General features: G+C 67.8%; 16 protein-coding genes. 11 read left to right on the top strand and 5 right to left on the bottom strand.

The genetic code is table 11. The features are described from left to right. Positions 1 to 20: 20 nt before the first annotated feature. The 6 genes from VL15_RS10850 (at position 21) to VL15_RS10825 (ending at position 7427) form a co-directional block, all read left to right on the top strand. Positions 21 to 1928 carry a dipeptide ABC transporter ATP-binding protein gene (locus VL15_RS10850; protein ID WP_048245482.1) on the top strand — a complete coding sequence of 636 codons (1908 nt, stop codon included), beginning with the start codon at positions 21 to 23 and terminating at the stop codon, positions 1926 to 1928. 129 nt (positions 1929 to 2057) lie between these two features. After that, a complete protein-coding gene (gene gsiB / locus VL15_RS10845) occupies positions 2058 to 3620 on the top strand; it encodes a glutathione ABC transporter substrate-binding protein GsiB (RefSeq protein ID WP_048245481.1) in 1563 nt (520 codons plus the stop codon). A 67-nt stretch (positions 3621 to 3687) separates the two neighbouring features. Next, positions 3688 to 4608 (top strand): glutathione ABC transporter permease GsiC, encoded by a 921-nt coding sequence (gene gsiC / locus VL15_RS10840; RefSeq protein ID WP_048245480.1) that lies wholly within the window; start codon positions 3688 to 3690, stop codon positions 4606 to 4608. Positions 4609 to 4615: 7 nt separating this feature from the next. After that, entirely contained in the window at positions 4616 to 5509 is an 894-nt protein-coding gene (gene gsiD, locus VL15_RS10835; RefSeq protein ID WP_048245479.1) for a glutathione ABC transporter permease GsiD, read from the top strand. Then, positions 5509 to 6603 carry a P1 family peptidase gene (locus VL15_RS10830; RefSeq protein WP_048245478.1) on the top strand — a complete coding sequence of 365 codons (1095 nt, stop codon included), beginning with the start codon at positions 5509 to 5511 and terminating at the stop codon, positions 6601 to 6603. The genes gsiD and VL15_RS10830 overlap by 1 nt, the downstream gene beginning before the upstream one ends. Next, positions 6600 to 7427 (top strand): M55 family metallopeptidase, encoded by an 828-nt coding sequence (locus VL15_RS10825; RefSeq protein WP_048245477.1) that lies wholly within the window; start codon positions 6600 to 6602, stop codon positions 7425 to 7427. Before VL15_RS10830 ends, VL15_RS10825 begins: the two co-directional genes overlap by 4 nt. Positions 7428 to 7462: 35 nt before the next feature. Here VL15_RS10825 and VL15_RS10820 read toward each other — a convergent pair whose 3' ends face one another. Continuing rightward, a complete protein-coding gene (locus VL15_RS10820) occupies positions 7463 to 8242 on the bottom strand; it encodes an alpha/beta fold hydrolase (protein WP_048245476.1) in 780 nt (259 codons plus the stop codon). A gap of 142 nt (positions 8243 to 8384) precedes the next feature. Here VL15_RS10820 and VL15_RS10815 point away from each other — a divergent pair, with 142 nt between their 5' ends. Then, complete coding sequence (locus VL15_RS10815) at positions 8385 to 9164, top strand: AraC family transcriptional regulator (RefSeq protein ID WP_048245475.1); 780 nt, start codon at positions 8385 to 8387, stop codon at positions 9162 to 9164. Positions 9165 to 9634: 470 nt separating this feature from the next. On the opposite strand, the gene pcaG is transcribed toward VL15_RS10815, so the two are convergent. From pcaG to VL15_RS10800, 3 genes are all read right to left on the bottom strand, one after another. Then, complete coding sequence (gene pcaG / locus VL15_RS10810; protein ID WP_048245474.1) at positions 9635 to 10228, bottom strand: protocatechuate 3,4-dioxygenase subunit alpha; 594 nt, start codon at positions 10226 to 10228, stop codon at positions 9635 to 9637. A 3-nt stretch (positions 10229 to 10231) separates the two neighbouring features. Beyond that, complete coding sequence (pcaH, locus tag VL15_RS10805) at positions 10232 to 10939, bottom strand: protocatechuate 3,4-dioxygenase subunit beta (RefSeq protein WP_048245473.1); 708 nt, start codon at positions 10937 to 10939, stop codon at positions 10232 to 10234. A 281-nt stretch (positions 10940 to 11220) separates the two neighbouring features. After that, the gene (locus VL15_RS10800) at positions 11221 to 11784 is read right to left on the bottom strand and encodes a YiiX/YebB-like N1pC/P60 family cysteine hydrolase (protein ID WP_048245472.1); all 564 of its coding nucleotides are present in this window, start codon (positions 11782 to 11784) and stop codon (positions 11221 to 11223) included. A 120-nt stretch (positions 11785 to 11904) separates the two neighbouring features. On the opposite strand from VL15_RS10800, the gene VL15_RS10795 reads away from it, so the two are divergent. From VL15_RS10795 to VL15_RS10780, 4 genes are all read left to right on the top strand, one after another. Further along, a complete protein-coding gene (locus tag VL15_RS10795) occupies positions 11905 to 12642 on the top strand; it encodes a helix-turn-helix domain-containing protein (protein WP_048245471.1) in 738 nt (245 codons plus the stop codon). Between the two features lie 77 nt (positions 12643 to 12719). Beyond that, the gene (pcaQ, locus tag VL15_RS10790; protein ID WP_048245470.1) at positions 12720 to 13706 is read left to right on the top strand and encodes a pca operon transcription factor PcaQ; all 987 of its coding nucleotides are present in this window, start codon (positions 12720 to 12722) and stop codon (positions 13704 to 13706) included. 127 nt (positions 13707 to 13833) lie between these two features. Further along, a complete protein-coding gene (locus VL15_RS10785) occupies positions 13834 to 14193 on the top strand; it encodes a type II toxin-antitoxin system RelE/ParE family toxin (RefSeq protein ID WP_048245469.1) in 360 nt (119 codons plus the stop codon). Positions 14194 to 14266: 73 nt separating this feature from the next. Beyond that, a complete protein-coding gene (locus VL15_RS10780; protein WP_048245468.1) occupies positions 14267 to 14563 on the top strand; it encodes an XRE family transcriptional regulator in 297 nt (98 codons plus the stop codon). 165 nt (positions 14564 to 14728) lie between these two features. Here VL15_RS10780 and VL15_RS10775 read toward each other — a convergent pair whose 3' ends face one another. After that, a complete protein-coding gene (locus tag VL15_RS10775; protein ID WP_048245467.1) occupies positions 14729 to 16003 on the bottom strand; it encodes an APC family permease in 1275 nt (424 codons plus the stop codon). Positions 16004 to 16080: the final 77 nt, after the last annotated feature.

Raw genomic sequence — 16080 nt, 5'->3', positions numbered from 1 at the left:
GATCGTACGAGGAGACACGCATGACTTCGAGCCGTAACCCGTCCGGCCTGACGCTGCCCGAGCAGCGCGTGGTGGCCGTCGACGACCTGTCGGTCACGTTCCGCCGCGAAGGCGCGACGTTCGACGCGGTGCGCAACGTGTCGTTTCACGTCGATCGCGGCGAGACGCTCGCGATCGTCGGCGAATCGGGCTCCGGCAAGTCGGTCACGTCGCTCGCGCTGATGCGGCTCGTCGAGCATGGCGGCGGCGCGATCACGGGCGGCAGCATCGCGTTCCGGCGCCGCGGCGGCGCGCTGGTCGATCTGGCGCAGGCGAGCGCTTCGACGATGCGCGGCATTCGCGGCTCGGACATCGCGATGATCTTCCAGGAGCCGATGACGTCGCTGAACCCGGTGTTCACCGTCGGCGACCAGATCAGCGAGGCGATCGCGCTGCACCAGTCGAAAAGCGCGGCCGAAGCGCGCGCGGAAACGCTGCGGCTGCTCGACCTCGTGCGGATCCCGGAAGCGCGCCGCGTGTTCGCGCGTTATCCGCACCAGTTGTCGGGCGGGATGCGGCAGCGCGTGATGATCGCGATGGCGCTGTCGTGCCGGCCCGCGCTGCTGATCGCCGACGAACCGACGACCGCGCTCGACGTGACGATCCAGGCGCAGATCCTGCAACTGGTGCGCGGGCTGCAGGACGAGATGAACATGGGCGTGATCTTCATCACGCACGACATGGGCGTGGTGGCCGAAGTGGCCGACCGCGTGCTCGTGATGTATCGCGGCGAGAAGGTCGAGGAGGGCGAGTCCGACCGCCTGTTCGCGGCCCCCGCGCATCGCTACACGCGCGCGCTGCTCGCGGCCGTGCCGCGGCTCGGCTCGATGCAGGGCACCGACGCGCCCGAGAAATTCCCGCTGCTCAAGGTGGACGGCGCAGGCGCCGCGGCGCCTGCGCCTGCGGCGAACGACGTTGCGCATGCCGACGTGCAGCCGCCCGTCGATCACGCGGCGCCGCCGATCCTGCGCGTGCGCGATCTCGTGACGCGTTTTCCGGTGAAGAGCGGCGTGTTCGGCCGCGTGTCGCAATACGTGCACGCCGTCGAGCGCGTGAGCTTCGAGCTGCGCGCGGGCGAGACGCTCGCGCTCGTCGGCGAGTCGGGCTGCGGCAAGTCGACCACCGGCCGCTCGCTGCTGCGCCTCGTCGAATCGCAGAGCGGCTCGATCGAATTCGACGGCCGCGACATCAGCGCGCTGAAGGGTCACGACCTGCAGGCGCTGCGCCGGAACATCCAGTTCATCTTTCAGGATCCGTTCGCGTCGCTGAACCCGCGCCTGACCGTCGGCTTCTCGATCATGGAGCCGCTGCTCGTGCACGGCGTCGCGAGCGGCCGCGAAGCGCAGGCGCGCGTCGACTGGTTGCTCGACAAGGTCGGCCTGCCGCCCGAGGCCGCGCGCCGTTATCCGCACGAATTCTCGGGCGGCCAGCGCCAGCGGATCGCGATCGCGCGCGCGCTCGCACTGAACCCGAAGGTCGTGATCGCCGACGAGTCGGTGTCGGCACTCGACGTGTCGGTGCAGGCGCAGATCGTCAACCTGATGCTCGACCTGCAGCGCGAGCTCGGCGTCGCTTACCTGTTCATCTCGCACGACATGGCCGTCGTCGAGCGCATCAGCCATCGCGTCGCGGTGATGTATCTCGGTCAGATCGTCGAGATCGGCCCGCGCCGCGCGGTGTTCGAAGCGCCGCAGCATCCGTACACGAAGAAGCTGATGAGCGCGGTGCCCGTGGCCGACCCCGCGCGTCGGCATGCGCCGCGCCAGCTCGCGGCGGACGAGATTCCGAGCCCGATCCGCGCGGCCGGCGACGAGCCGGTGATTGCGCCGCTGGTCGCGGTCGGCCCCGATCATTACGTCGCGACGCATCGCGTCGGCGGCGCGTACTGAACGTGCGGGAGGCTGCATATGGACCGCAGCTGCGCACGAGCGAGACAACGGCGGCTTTATCCCGAGCGGGGGCAGTCACGCCGCGATTTCCACCACGCGTTACCGAATCACCCACAGGAGCCCAACAAGATGAGCAAGTCGTATTCGTTCCCGATGTTCCGACCGCGCGCGCTGCTCGCTGCGGGTGCAGGCGCGTTCGCGCTGTCGGCCGCGGTACCCGCGTTCGCGCAGCAGACCGCGGTGATGGCGGTGGATTCGACGTTCACGACGATGGACCCGTACGATGCGAACGACACGGTGTCGCAGGCCGTCGTCAAGTCGTTCTACCAGGGGCTGTTCGGCTTCGACAAGGACATGAAGCTCGTCAACGTGCTGGCGACGAGCTACGACGCGAGCGCCGACGCGAAGACCTACACGATCAAGCTACGCCAGGGCGTGAAATTCCATGATGGCACCGATTTCAATGCGGCGGCCGTGAAGGCGAACTTCGACCGCGTGACCGATCCCGCGAACCACCTGAAGCGCTACAACATGTTCCGCGTGATCGAGAAGACCGAGGTCGTCGATCCGTATACGGTGAAGGTCACGCTGCGTGAGCCGTTCTCGGCGCTCATCAACACGCTCGCGCACCCGTCGGCCGTGATGATCTCGCCGGCCGCGATGAAGAAGTGGGGGCGCGACATCGCGCTGCATCCGGTCGGCACCGGGCCGTTCGAGTTCGTCGAGTGGAAGCAGACCGACGACCTGAAGGTGAAGAAGTTCGCCGGCTACTGGAAGAAGGGTTATCCGAAGATCGACGCGATCGACTGGAAGCCGGTAGTCGACAACAACACGCGCGCGGCGCTGATGAAGACGGGCGAAGCCGATTTCGCGTTCCGGATCCCGTTCGAGCAGGCGGCCGACCTGAAGGGCAACCCGAAGGTGGATGTCGTCGAGCGGCCGTCGATCGTGCAGCGCTTCGTGTCGCTGAATACGCTGCAAAAGCCGTTCGACAACCCGAAGGTGCGCCAGGCGCTGAATTACGCGGTGAACAAGGAAGCGCTCGCGAAGGTTGCGTTCTCCGGGTTCGCGACGCCGTCCACCGGCGTGGTGCCGCAGGGCGTCGACTATGCGACGAAGCTGGGCCCCTGGCCGTACGACCCGGCGAAGGCGCGTGCGCTGCTGAAGGAGGCCGGTTATCCGAACGGCTTCGAGACGACGCTGTGGTCCGCGTATAACAACTCGACGTCGCAGAAGGCGATCCAGTTCGTGCAGCAGCAGCTCGCGCAAGTCGGCGTGAAGGTGCAGGTGCAGGCGCTGGAAGCCGGCGAGCGTGTCGCGAAGGTCGAGAGCGCGCCGGATCCGGCGAAGGCGCCGGTGCGGATGTACTACATCGGCTGGTCGTCGTCGACCGGCGAGGCGAACTGGGCGATCACGCCGCTGCTCGCCGGCGCGTCGGCGCCGCCGAAGCTCGTCAATACCGCGTACTACAAGAGCGACGCGGTCGACGGCGATCTCGCGAAGGCGCTCGAGACGGTCGACCGCACGAAGAAGACCGAGCTCTACGGCGACGCGCAGAAGCAGATCTGGGCCGATGCGCCGTGGATCTTTCTCGTGCAGGAGAAGATCGTGTATGCGCGCAGCAAGCGGCTGCAAGGCGCGTACGTGATGCCGGACGGCTCGTTCAACTTCGACGAGATCTCGCTGAAATGACGGCGGTTTGCCCGCCACGCGGCGCCGGCGGCGCAAGCTGCCGGCGCGCTGATTCGATCGGTGCCCCATGCTGAATTTTCTCGTCAAACGCCTGTTCGGCCTGCTGCCCACGCTCGCGATCGTCGCGGTGCTGGTGTTCCTGTTCGTGCACCTGCTGCCGGGCGACCCGGCGCGGCTCGCGGCCGGGCCCGAGGCCGACGATGCAACGGTCGCGCTCGTGCGCGCGGATCTCGGCCTCGACAAACCGATGCCGACCCAGTTCGCGAACTTCTTCGTGAAGATCGCGCACGGCGATTTCGGCATGTCGACGCGCAGCAAGCGGCCGGTCTCGACCGAGATCGGCGAGCGCTTCATGCCGACGCTGCTGCTGACGCTCGTCAGCATGGTGTGGGCGACGCTGTTCGGCATGGCGATCGGGATCGCGTCGGCGGTGTGGCGCAATCGCTGGCCCGACCGCCTCGGGATGACGATCGCGGTGTCGGGCATCTCGTTTCCCGCGTTCGCGCTCGGCATGCTGCTGATGGAGATCTTCTCGGTGAAGCTCGGCTGGCTGCCGGTCGTGCCGGACGGCTCGTGGCGGAGCTACGTGCTGCCGTCGCTGACGCTCGGCGCCGCGGTCGCGGCCGTGATGGCGCGCTTCACGCGTGCGTCGTTCGTCGAGGTGCTGAACGAGGATTTCGTGCGCACCGCGCGTGCGAAGGGCGTGCACGAGCCGATGGTCGTGCTCAAGCACTGCCTGCGCAACGCGATGATTCCGGTCGTCACGATGATGGGGCTGCAGTTCGGGTTCCTGCTCGGCGGCTCGATCGTCGTCGAGGTCGTGTTCAACTGGCCGGGCCTCGGGCGCCTGCTGGTCGATGCGGTGACGATGCGCGACTACCCCGTGATCCAGGCGATCGTGTTGCTGTTCTCGCTCGAATTCATCCTGATCAACCTGACCGTCGACGTGCTGTACGCGGTCATCAACCCGACCATCCGGTTCAAGTGAGGCGCGCATGAACGCGACTGTCCAGACCGCGGCGCCGGCCGCCGCGACCGAGATCCGCACGCCGTGGCGCGAATTCTGGCGCAAGTTCCGCAAGCAGACTGTCGCGCTCGTCGCGGGCGGCTTCGTGCTGGCGCTCGTCGTGCTGGCCTTCGTCGGCCCGCACATCGCGCCGTTCGATCCGGAGAACTATTTCGACTACGACGCGCTGAACGCGGGGCCGTCGGCCGTGCACTGGTTCGGCGTCGATTCGCTCGGCCGCGACATCTTCAGCCGGATCATCGCCGGCACGCGCATCTCGCTCGCGGCCGGCTTTTTCTCGGTCGCGCTCGGCGCGCTGATCGGCACGTTCTTCGGACTGCTCGCCGGCTACTACGAAGGCTGGTGGGACCGCATCACGATGCGCGTCGCCGACGTGCTGTTCGCGTTCCCGGGCATCCTGCTCGCGATCGGCGTGGTGGCGATCCTCGGCAACGGGATGGTCAACGTGATCTGCGCGGTTGCGATCTTCAGCATCCCGGCGTTCGCGCGGCTCGTGCGCGGCAACACGCTGATGCTCAAGCACATGACCTATGTCGAGGCCGCGCGCAGCATCGGCGCGTCGGACTGGACGATCATCATGCGGCACATCCTGCCGGGCACCGTGTCGTCGGTCGTCGTCTACTTCACGATGCGGATCGGCACGTCGATCATCACGGCCGCGAGCCTGTCGTTCCTCGGGCTCGGCGCGCAGCCGCCGACGCCGGAGTGGGGCGCGATGCTCAACGAGGCGCGCGCCGACATGGTGACGGCGCCGCATATCGCGATCTTCCCGAGCGTCGCGATCTTCCTGACCGTGCTCGCGTTCAACCTGCTCGGCGACGGGCTGCGCGACGCGCTCGATCCGAAGCTGGAGCGCCGTTGATGGCGACAGGCAGCAGATTCGACGGCGCGTTGCGCGGCGGCGTGCTGCCGACCGGCGCGCATGACACGATCGCCGACGTGCCGGGTGTGACGGTCGGCCATTGCACGCTCGCCGACGGTCCGGTCCAGACCGGCGTCACGGTCGTGAAGCCGCATCCGGGCGACGTGTACCGCAGCAAGGTGCCGGCCGGCGCGGCCGTGATCAACGGTTTCGGCAAGAGCGTCGGGCTCGTGCAGGTCGACGAGCTCGGCACGCTCGAGACGCCGATCGCACTGACCAACACGTTCGCGGTTGGTGCGGTTGCCCAGGCGCAGATACGCGCGGCCGTCGCCGCGAATTCGCAGATCGGCCGTGACTGGCCGACCGTCAATCCGCTCGTGTTCGAGTGCAACGACGGTTACCTGAACGACATCCAGGCATTCGCGGTGACGGCCGCGCATTATGACGACGCATGCCGTGCGGCGTCGCGCGACGTCGCACGCGGTGCGGTGGGCGCCGGGCGCGGGATGTCGTGTTTCGACCTGAAGGGCGGGATCGGTTCGGCGTCGCGGGTTGCCGTGGCGGCCGGCCACATGTATACGGTCGGCGCGCTCGTGCTCGCGAATTTCGGCCGGCTGCCGATGCTGACGCTCGACGGCGTGCCGGTCGGGCGCATCGCCGCCGCGCGCGCTGCACGTGCCGCTGCCGCGGTTGCGGCGCCGCCGCCCGAGCAGGGCTCGATCATCATGGTGCTCGCGACCGACGCACCGCTCGACGCGCGGCAATTGTCGCGGCTCGCGCGACGCGCGGCAGCGGGGCTGGCGCGCACCGGGTCCGTCTACGGGCACGGCAGCGGTGACATCGCGCTGGCGTTCTCGACCGCCGGCACGATCGTGCACGACGCCCGTTACGTTTCGCTTCCGGCGCTGCTAGCCGATTCAATGCTCGATCCGCTGTTCGCGGCAGCGGCCGACAGTGTTGAGCGCGCCATCGTCGACGCGCTGCTGCAGGCCGTTACCGTGACCGGCCGCGACGGCCACGTGCGGCAATCGCTGCGCGACGCGGTGCCCGATCTCGACCATCTGCTCAACGCACACCGTCCCAACTATTCATGAAGATCCTGATTTCGACCGACATCGAAGGCGTCGCCGGCGTGTTCGCCACCGAGCAGACGCGCGCCGGCAATCCGGAATACGAGCGCGCGCGCCGCTGGATGACCGCGGAAGCGAACGCGGCGATCGAAGGCGCGTTCGCGGGCGGCGCGCAGGCCGTCTGGATCAACGATTCGCATGGCGGCTATCGCAACCTGCTGCCCGACGGGCTCGATGCGCGCACGCGCGTCGTGCTCGGCAAGCCGCGCACGCTCGGGATGATGGCGGGCCTCGAACAGCAGCCCGACCTCGTGTTCATGATCGGCTATCACGCGAAGTCGCAGACGCGCGGCGTGCTCGCGCATACGATCAACAGCTTTGCGTTCACGCAGGTGTGGCTGAACGGCGTCGAGCTCGGCGAAGCCGGGCTGTACGGCGCGCTGGCGCGTGAATATGGCGCGCACGTCGCGCTGGCGACGGGCGACGACGTGTTCGCGGAGGAAACGCAGCCGCTGTTTCCGGAGGCGCGTTTCGAGACGGTCAAGACGGCCGGCGGCGCATCGAGCGGCGATACGCTCACGCCCGCCGCGTCGTGTGCCCGCATCGCAACCGCCGCGCGCGAAACGGTTGTGCAGGCGCTGTCGTCCGGTCGCCGCTCGGGCGCGCATCGGCCCGCGCCGGCTGCGTGCACGCTGCGCGTGCAGACGGCCGCGCTGGCCGACCTGTTCTGCGTGCTGCCGTCGCTCGAGCGTGTCGACGCGGTGACGCTGCGTTTCGACGGGCCTTCGGTCGAGCACGTGGTGCGCACGCTGAACAGCCTGTCGGCGATGTCGTTCATGCTGCGGTGATGCGTGCCGCAACGAGGCCGCTTGCGCGCGGCGTGTCAGCCGCTGAAGGCGGGATGAGCTGTCGAGGCGAGCAGGAACGCCTCCATCGCCGCGACCAGCGCGAGCGGCGTCTCGTTGATCGGATAGTGGCCCGCATTGCGCAGCACGTCGACGCTGGCGCGCGGGTAGCGCCGCAGGTAGGTGCGCGCCATCAGCGCCGCATCGAATGCCTGATCGTGCTCGCCGATCAGCACTTTCACCGGATGCACGCCCGTAATCTCGTCGCTGAAATCCGTATCGGCCCACGCGCGGAAGTACGCGCCGAATGCCTGTGGCGACGAATGGGCGGCCGAATACGCGGCTTTCCACTCGACCCAGGCGGCGGGCAGCCGGCTGCCGGTGCTGCGATCGATGATGGTCCTGCGATCGGCGACATGGTCGGCGGCGCGCTCGAATAGCGCGCGCCGCTCGGCATCGAACGGCAGGCCGCCGCACGGCACGGGGGCGATCGGCACCAGCGCGCGTACGCGTTCGGGTGCGACGGCGGCGATTTTCTCGATCGCCATGCCGCCCATCGAATGGCCGACGAGGCTGAAGGTCGGAAAGCCGAGCGTGTCGGCGAGCGCGAGCGTGTCGGCAGCGATCTCGTCGATCGTGTAGTCGCCGCGTGCGTCGCGCATGCGGCCGTAGCCGCGGAAGTCCATGAATACATAGCTGAAGTGCTCGCGTGACAGCCACGCTTCGATGGGTTCGAATGCGTGCGCGTCGCCGAACCAGCCGTGCAGCACGAGAACAGGGTGGGGGCCGTCCCCCACGCGATGAAACGTATTCGGCATGTCCGCTCCGATGGTGTTGAAATCCGGCCGTTCAGGCCGACGGGTCCTGCGGCCGTCAGGTCGCGCAAGGGTGGAGCGGATCGTAGATCGATCGAAGGAGACCCGCCTTCGATATCGGGTCATTGATGATGGAATTCGGGCCGTGAGAAATTCGCTGTTAGATCCGTACGAACACATTCCCCGGAGCGTGGTCGTGACCGCCAACGACTATGCGGCGGGCACGACGTTTCCGGACCACGCGCACGGGCGCGGGCAATTCGCGTTCGCGTCGCGCGGCACGATCAGCGTGTCGACGCCGCACGGGCGCTGGCTGGTGCCGCCGCAGCGTGCGTGCTGGGTGCCGGCCGGCGTACGGCACGAGATGACGATGACCGGGCCGGTCACGATGCTCAACACGTTCGTAACGGGCGACGCCGCGCAGGCGGCGGGCCTGCCCGAGCAGTGCGGCGTGTATGGCGTGTCCCCGCTGCTGCGGCACCTGATCGACGACGCGATCGACCTGCCTGCCCTGTACGACGTCGACGGGCGCGCGGGCAAGCTGATGGCGCTGCTGGTCGCGGAAATCGCGACGATGCCGCGCCTGTCGCTGCATGCGCCGCTGCCGGCCGATGCACGGCTGGCGAAGGTATGCCGGCACCTGTTCGCATCGCCGTCGATCGCGGCCGATCTCGACCAGGTGGCCGCCGATGCGGGCGTGAGCCGCCGTACGTTCACGCGGCAGTTCCGCGCGCAGACGGGCGTGAGTTTCGCGGCATGGCGTCAGCAGGTATGCATGCTCGCGGCGATTGCCCGCCTGAGCGACGGGCAGCCGGTGACGTGCGTCGCGCTCGATCTCGGCTACGCGAGCGCCAGCGCGTTTACGTCGGCGTTTCGCCGCATTCTGGGCGACACGCCGAGCCGGTATCTGGAGATTCGCCGCTGACCGAAAGAGATCGGCGCCGGTGCGGGTCATGCCCGTTCGCCGGTCGTAGCGGTAAGGCAAAAAAATACGCGCCTGCCAATTTCGGTCAGACGCGTTTAAAGGCACTCGGTCAGAAAAAATGCGCGAACAGCCAGCGTGGGCGGTGCGCGCATGACTTGTGGGATTGTTGCCTTTTTCGATTTAATCCTGTCGGCTCGTCTTTGATACCCAAGAATACGCCGCATAACGCGCAAACGTAATCGTGCTTTTCCGACGATTCATGTGCTCTTGCAGCATGCGTTTGAATCGCGTGTTCGATGTGGGGGCAGAAGTCCCGGCCAATGGACATCGGCAACCGTGCGTCGGCGCGATGCGCTGCAGCATCGAAAGATTCCAACGGCGCATGAAAAACGCCGCGTGGCGCGCTCCCTGTCGGGTTCGCGCCACGCGGCGGTTCGTCGGCATCCGAAACCGGCTTGCGCCGGCGTGCGTCACACGTCGAAGAACACCGTTTCGTTCGGCCCCTGCATGCGGATGTCGAAGCGGTAGACGGTCGGGCGGCCCGGCTGCGCGTCGCGTTTCGCGACGAGCGTCGCGCGGCGCTCGGCCGGCACCGCGTTCAGCACGGGGTCGACCGCGTTTGCCGCGGCTTCGTCGTCGAAGTACACGCGCGTGAACGCATGGGTGAGGATCCCGCGCATCATCACGGTTACGTTGATGTGCGGTGCATCGTCGGCCGTGATGCGGCCGGGCTTCACCGTCTCGACGACGAAGCGCTGCTGCGCATCGGTGCCGGTGCCGACCCGTGCGAAGCCCGTGAAGCCGGATTTCGCGATGTCGCCGCGCGACGCCGGGTAGCGGCCTGCGCTGTCCACCTGCGTGAATTCGAGCACCGCGTCGCCGACGACGTTGCCGTCGCCGTCGAACACCTGCCCGACCAGTAGCACATGCTCGCCGTCGGCGTGCGTCGCGGCGATCGTCGGCGTGAACAGGCTCTTCAGGTCGTAGTCGTATTGCTGCGGGCACAGGCCGTAGGCGAAGTACGGGCCGACCGTCTGCGAAGGGGTTTGCTTCAGCGTCGTCATGGTTCAGCGCTCCATCGGGGTAGCGTCGCGGCCGCGCAGCACGATGTCGAATTCGTAGCCGAGCGCATAGCCTTCTTCGGTGATGTCCATCGAGAAGCGCGAGATCAGGCGATCGCGCGCGGCCTCGGGCGTGCCCTGAAAGATCGGGTCGTACGCGAGCAGCGGGTCGCCGGGGAGGTACATCTGTGTGACGAGACGCGAGCCGAAGTAATCGCCGAACAGCGAGAAGTGGATGTGATTCGGGCGCCACGCGTTCGGATGGTTGCCCCACGGATACGCACCGGGCTTGATCGTCAGGAAGCGGTAGCGGCCTTCGTCGTCGGTCAGGCAGCGCCCCGCGCCGAGGAAGTTCGGGTCGAGCGGCGCGTCGTGCTGGTCGACTTTGTGCACGTAGCGGCCGGCCGCGTTCGCCTGCCATACCTCGACGAGCGTGTTGCGCACGGGCTTGCCGCCTTCGTCGAGCACGCGGCCCGTGACGACCATGCGTTCGCCGAGCGGCTCGCCGTTCTTCACGGCGTTCTTCGTCAGGTCGTGGTCGAGCGCGCCGAGATCTTCGGCGCCGTAGACGGGCGCGTACTGGTCGCGCAGCTTGTCCTTCAGCGGGATCAGCGGGCGGGTCGGGCCGCGCTTCACGGACGAACGGTACTCGGGGTGGACATAGGCCGGATGCGACGGCCAGTCGCGCGGCGTGAGGATCGTGGGGGAATCCATCGGGCGTCTCCTGATAGGTATTTCGCGAAGTGGATGGCAGGACTGTAGCCAATCCGGAAAGTTATGCAAAATGACCTTTTTTCGCGAGACACATAACTGATCGTTATGTATGACGCACCAATGAAAATTCCGCCGGACAGGATGCTCTGTCCGGCGGAAAAAGCGATCGGGCTTCGCGTCGTCGGTGACGACCCCGTGCACGGCCCTCCAGCCAGCCCGTCGCTGCTTTTTTGTCTTTCGTTCTTGTTGTTGTTATGCGGTCTCCCCGAGCGTGCCCGTCGTTATGGGTGGCCGGGATCGAACACGATCCCGTCGAATTCGAGCGACAGCATGCCGCTGCGCAGCAGGGCGGCCGGCGTCGCGGCCCGGTCGGCACCGATCACGTCGCTCACGTACCGCGCGCAGAACCCGCGCCGCGCCCGCAGGTTGAAGCGGCTGCCGAGCAGCGCGTCGATCCGCTGTTCGGCCGTCGCATGGGCCCGGCGCTGCGCGTCGGTGGTCGATGCCGCGATGCGCCGTGCCAGCGCGATGCGTCCGCCGTCGGTACGGGCGACGAAGCGCGACAGCGGCGTGAGTTTCGTCCACGCCAACGCGGGCTCGGCGATCACGGGTTCGTCGCCTGACGTATCGACGACGATCCCGAAGCGGTTGGTCCACGCGCCCGTCGCGCCTGCGGCATCGCGCGGCGTACCGGCCGGTACGCGGATGAACACGAGATCCCCGACATGCGCGCCGGCGGCCAGCGTGCGAACGGTGGCGAGCGGCATGGTGCGATCCGTATCGCGTGCATCGCGCGGTGCGGTGTGCTGCGGTTCGTAGGCGGCGGTTTCGGTTCGGGTGGCCATTTCGGCTCCGTCGTTGAGTGACAGGACGGAGCGGATTATGCAGACAAGTACCCAAAAGTGTTCATTTGCCTGCTCAGGTAGCCTAGTATCTGACCTCGAGCATCGTTTTTCGATACCAAAATGACCGAAACCGCCCAACTCATCGAAACGCTGAAGCGCCAGTTGAAGGCGCAGGGAATGACCTACCGCGACGTTGCGCGTGCGCTCGACGTTTCCGAGACCAGCGTGAAGCGGCTGTTCGCGAGCGGCCGCTTTACGCTGGACCGCGTCGCGGAGATCGCGCAGTTGCTCGGCTATACGCTGGCCGAACTCGCGCAGGAGGCGTCTGCGTCGGCGCCGAGGCTGCACGTGCTGACCGAGCAGCAGGAGGCGCTGCTCGTGTCGGACGAGAAACTGCTGCTCGTCGCCGTGTGCGCGATCAACTACTGGACCGTGCAGGACATCGTGTCGGCCTATCGCGTGACGAAGGCCGAGTGCGTGAAATACCTGCTGATGCTCGACCGGATGAATGTGGTCGCGCTGCTGCCGGGAGACCGGATACGCGTACGCGTCGCGCGCGATTTCGACTGGCTGCCAGGCGGGCCGATCCGCCGTTATTTCCATGCGCACGCGCTCGGCGATTTCCTCGACAGCCGCTTCGACGGCGCGGGCGAGACGATGACGTTCTCGCAAGGGATGCTGACCGAGGCCGCCGCTGCGGAACTCGAGCTGGAACTGCGCCGACTGCGCAGCAAGGCGGCCGCGCTGCATGCGGAGTCGTCGTCCGCGCCGCTCGGGCAGAAGCACGGGACGGGCTTGCTGATCGCGAAGCGGATCTGGGAGCCGACCGGTTTCCACGCGCTGCGGCGCGACGCGTGATGCATCACCGATTGCTTGGGGATATCCGGAAAGTTATGCAAAATGGTATTTCACTAGCATTCACATAACTCCCCGTTATGAATAACCGTATCGCCGACGGCCGCGTCAAGTTCCGGCACCTGCAGTGCTTTCTCGCGGTCGCGCAGTTGGGCGGCGTGCAGAAGGCGGCCGAAAGCCTGTCGATCACGCAGCCGGCCGTCTCGAAGACGATCGCCGAACTGGAGGCGATCCTCGGCGTGAAGCTGTTCGAGCGCGGCCGGCAGGGCGCGCAGCCGACTCGCGAAGCGCAATTGTTCATGCCGCACGCGAACGCGTGCGTGCTGGCGCTGCGGCAGGGCGTCGGGCTGCTCGCCCGCGAGGGCGGGGCCGCCGCCGCGACGCTGGAAATCGGCATGCTGCCGACCGTTGCGGCATCGCTCGCGCCCGCGCTGATGAAGGCGCTGGCCGAGCGCTGGCCGCGCATCGTCGTGCGGATCGCGACGGCCGCGAACGCCGATCTTCTCGAGCGGCTGAAGGCCGGTGCGATCGAATGCGCGATCGGGCGGCTGTCGGAGCCGGAGCGGATGATCGGCCTCGCGTTCGAGCAGTTGTACAACGAGCCGCTCGTTGCGGTGGTGCGCGCCGGGCATCCGCTGCTGTCGAGCGCGGCGCCGGCCACCGAACTCGCGCGTTATCCGGTCGTGCTGCCGCCGTTCGGCACGCTGATCCGTCAGTCGGCCGAGCAACTGCTCGGCGCATGCGGCGTGCCGCCGCTGGATTCGTTCATCGAGGTGCTGTCGGTATCGGTCGCGCGCGCGCTGGCGCTCGAGAACGACGCGGTGTGGTTCGTGCCGCTCTATGCGGCCGAATACGATCTGTCGGCCGGTGCGCTGGCGCGCCTGCCGCTGCCGTCGGCGGGCACCGACGAACCGGTCGGGCTCGTCCTGCGCACCGATGCGCAGCCGTCGCCGGTCGCGCGGACGCTGATCGATGCCGTGCGCGACATCGCGCGGTCGCGGTTCGGCGATACGCGCCGCGACCGGACGCCGCGCACCGCGCGCAAGCCGGCTCGCCGCGATGGTTGACGCGCCGTGCCGGGCGGCAAGCCCGGCTCATTCCCTTTCCGTGTGGGCGGATCGGCCATCCGGCTAGTAGCCGGTCTCGTGGTGCTTGGCATATCGTATCGTTTTTGGTACGATGAGAGACAAGACGATGGCGAGACAGCAGATCCAGGTGACGCTCGGCGTGCGGTTTTTCCGCACGGCCCGCGGCAACGAGCCGGTGCGCGAATGGCTCAACGCGCTCGGGCAAGCGGAGCGAAGGTTGATCGGCGAAGAGATCAAGACCGTTCAACTCGGCTGGCCGCTTGGTATGCCGGTGGTCCGGAAGATGGCGAAGGGTCTGTGGGAGATCCGCGTGATGCTGCCGGGGCGGAGCGCCCGCGTGATGTTCACGGTCGTCGGCGACACGATGGTCCTGTTGCACGGCTTTTTCAAGCAGTCGCGGGCCACGCCGTCGGACGATCTCGACGTCACCGTCGCGCGCCTGAAAGCGCTGACGCACGCCATCTGAATTTCCCGGTTGTGCCGGAACGTACCGTCCTCGACGGTCGGGCAACCGGCAACGCCATGCACTGGAGTACGACATGACGAGCACGAACAATCCGCATATCGGCAGCGACTTCGATGCCTTCCTCGAGGAGGACGGCAATCTCGAAGCGGCCACCGCCACCGCGATCAAGCGCGTGATCGCTTGGCAGATCGGGCAGGAAATGAAGGCGCAGCACATCACGAAAACCGCGATGGCCGCGCGGATGAAAACCAGCCGTGCCGCGCTCAACCGGCTGCTCGACGAAACCGACACGAGCCTCACGCTGGCGACGCTCGCGAGCGCGGCCACCGCGCTCGGCAAACGGCTCAGCTTCGAGCTGGTGTCGGCCTGACGGCGTGACGAATCGGCGCGCGGTCGGCTTGCGGCGACCGTCCGCGCGATGCGTGCGGCGAATTGTGCGGTGATTCGGCCTGCGCTCGGTTTGCGATTCACCGGCGCGTTGCCGCGCACGAGCGGGCATCGGCCCAAGTGCACACGCCGGGTCACCTGCGCCGCGTCATTTGCGCGATCCGCTCACCTGCAGATACAGCAGCGCACCGCCCGCGAGCAGCAGCGGGCACAGCAAATACCATCCGGTCGTCAGGAACAGCCCGGCGACCGCGACCAGCGAAATCCATGCGCAGCGGTAAGCGATGCCGCCGCGCGGCAGCAATTTCAGCGCGGCAGCCGCGCCGAGCCCATACACCATCACGAAGCATCCGGACGTGACGAGCACGAGCGGTTTCGGTCCGACGTCCGAGATGATCGTCGCGGCCAGCGCGACGGCCGCGAGCACGGCGATCACACCGAGGCTGCGGCGCGGGACGCCGCCGACCTGGCTGCCTTGCGCGAGCCACGCAGGCAACGCGCCGTCGCGCCCAAGCGCCGCGCCGAGCTTGGCCGCGCCCGCGAAATACGCGTTCATCGTGCCGAGCGTGAGCAGCACCGCGGCCGCGGCGGCCAGCACCTGCGCGTGACCGCCGATGCCGCCCGCGATCAGTTCGCCGAGCGGCGCGCCCGATGCGCCCGCGGACGGCCCGAGCACCATCACGCTCGCGGCGGCAACCGACAGATACAGGAACCCGACGACCACGACCGCGATGCCGGCCGAGCGCGGCATGTCGTGCGCGGGCCGGCGGAATTCGGCGGCGAGATGCGTGATCGCCTCCCAGCCCGCGAAGCTCCACACGAGCAGCGCGGCGGCCTGGCCGACCGCGAGCCAGCCGTGCGGCGCGAACGGATGCAGGTTCGCGGTGCGCGCATGGGGTGCGGACGCGAACACCGCGGCGAGCAGCAGCGTGACCAGCAGCGCGGACAACACGAGCTGCATGCGGCCCGATACGGTAACGCCGAATGCATTCGCGGCCGACACGGTCGCAATCAGCGCGGCGGCCGTGACGATGATCGTCGTATGCCCGCCGCCCGTGACGGCCGCGACGTACGCGCCGCCGAACATCGCGGCAGCCGGCGCGCCGGCCGGCACCGCAAAGTAGAAGCACCAGCCGACGATCGCCGCTGCTTTCGGTCCGAATGCGCGCCGCGCGTAGGTCGATACGCCGCCCGCGTCGGGATAGCGCGCACCGAGTGCGGCGAAGGTGGCCGCGAGCGGCCCGGACAGCACGACGAGCGCGGCCCACGCAAGCAGCGACGCGGGGCCCGCGACCTCGGCGGCCAGCGCGGGCAACGCGATCACGCCGGTGCCGAGCACCGCGCCGATATACAGCGCGGCGCCCTGGAAAATCGTCAGCGAGCCGGCGTGATGGGTGGTGGGCGAATCGACATGCGAAGGCATCGGCGGCAGTCTCCGGAAGTGTTGTTTTGTTCGGACGCGGGAGCCCGCGCGGTCAATCGTTCGATGCTACCCGAACG

Origin of the sequence: Burkholderia cepacia (assembly GCF_001039005.1) — a bacterium.
Classification (GTDB): domain Bacteria; phylum Pseudomonadota; class Gammaproteobacteria; order Burkholderiales; family Burkholderiaceae; genus Burkholderia; species Burkholderia theae.
This window is presented reverse-complemented; position numbering and strand designations above follow the sequence as displayed.

Bases quoted from the DNA above. Each gene is read 5' to 3' on its own strand.
- VL15_RS10850 (WP_048245482.1), top strand. From the start codon at position 21: ATGACTTCGAGCCGTAACCCGTCCGGCCTGACGCTGCCCGAGCAGCGC.
- gsiB (WP_048245481.1), top strand. From the start codon at position 2,058: ATGAGCAAGTCGTATTCGTTCCCGATGTTCCGACCGCGCGCGCTGCTC.
- gsiC (WP_048245480.1), top strand. From the start codon at position 3,688: ATGCTGAATTTTCTCGTCAAACGCCTGTTCGGCCTGCTGCCCACGCTC.
- gsiD (WP_048245479.1), top strand. From the start codon at position 4,616: ATGAACGCGACTGTCCAGACCGCGGCGCCGGCCGCCGCGACCGAGATC.
- VL15_RS10830 (WP_048245478.1), top strand. From the start codon at position 5,509: ATGGCGACAGGCAGCAGATTCGACGGCGCGTTGCGCGGCGGCGTGCTG.
- VL15_RS10825 (WP_048245477.1), top strand. From the start codon at position 6,600: ATGAAGATCCTGATTTCGACCGACATCGAAGGCGTCGCCGGCGTGTTC.
- VL15_RS10820 (WP_048245476.1), bottom strand. From the start codon at position 8,242: ATGCCGAATACGTTTCATCGCGTGGGGGACGGCCCCCACCCTGTTCTC.
- pcaG (WP_048245474.1), bottom strand. From the start codon at position 10,228: ATGACGACGCTGAAGCAAACCCCTTCGCAGACGGTCGGCCCGTACTTC.
- pcaH (WP_048245473.1), bottom strand. From the start codon at position 10,939: ATGGATTCCCCCACGATCCTCACGCCGCGCGACTGGCCGTCGCATCCG.
- VL15_RS10800 (WP_048245472.1), bottom strand. From the start codon at position 11,784: ATGGCCACCCGAACCGAAACCGCCGCCTACGAACCGCAGCACACCGCA.
- VL15_RS10795 (WP_048245471.1), top strand. From the start codon at position 11,905: ATGACCGAAACCGCCCAACTCATCGAAACGCTGAAGCGCCAGTTGAAG.
- pcaQ (WP_048245470.1), top strand. From the start codon at position 12,720: ATGAATAACCGTATCGCCGACGGCCGCGTCAAGTTCCGGCACCTGCAG.
- VL15_RS10785 (WP_048245469.1), top strand. From the start codon at position 13,834: ATGGCGAGACAGCAGATCCAGGTGACGCTCGGCGTGCGGTTTTTCCGC.
- VL15_RS10780 (WP_048245468.1), top strand. From the start codon at position 14,267: ATGACGAGCACGAACAATCCGCATATCGGCAGCGACTTCGATGCCTTC.
- VL15_RS10775 (WP_048245467.1), bottom strand. From the start codon at position 16,003: ATGCCTTCGCATGTCGATTCGCCCACCACCCATCACGCCGGCTCGCTG.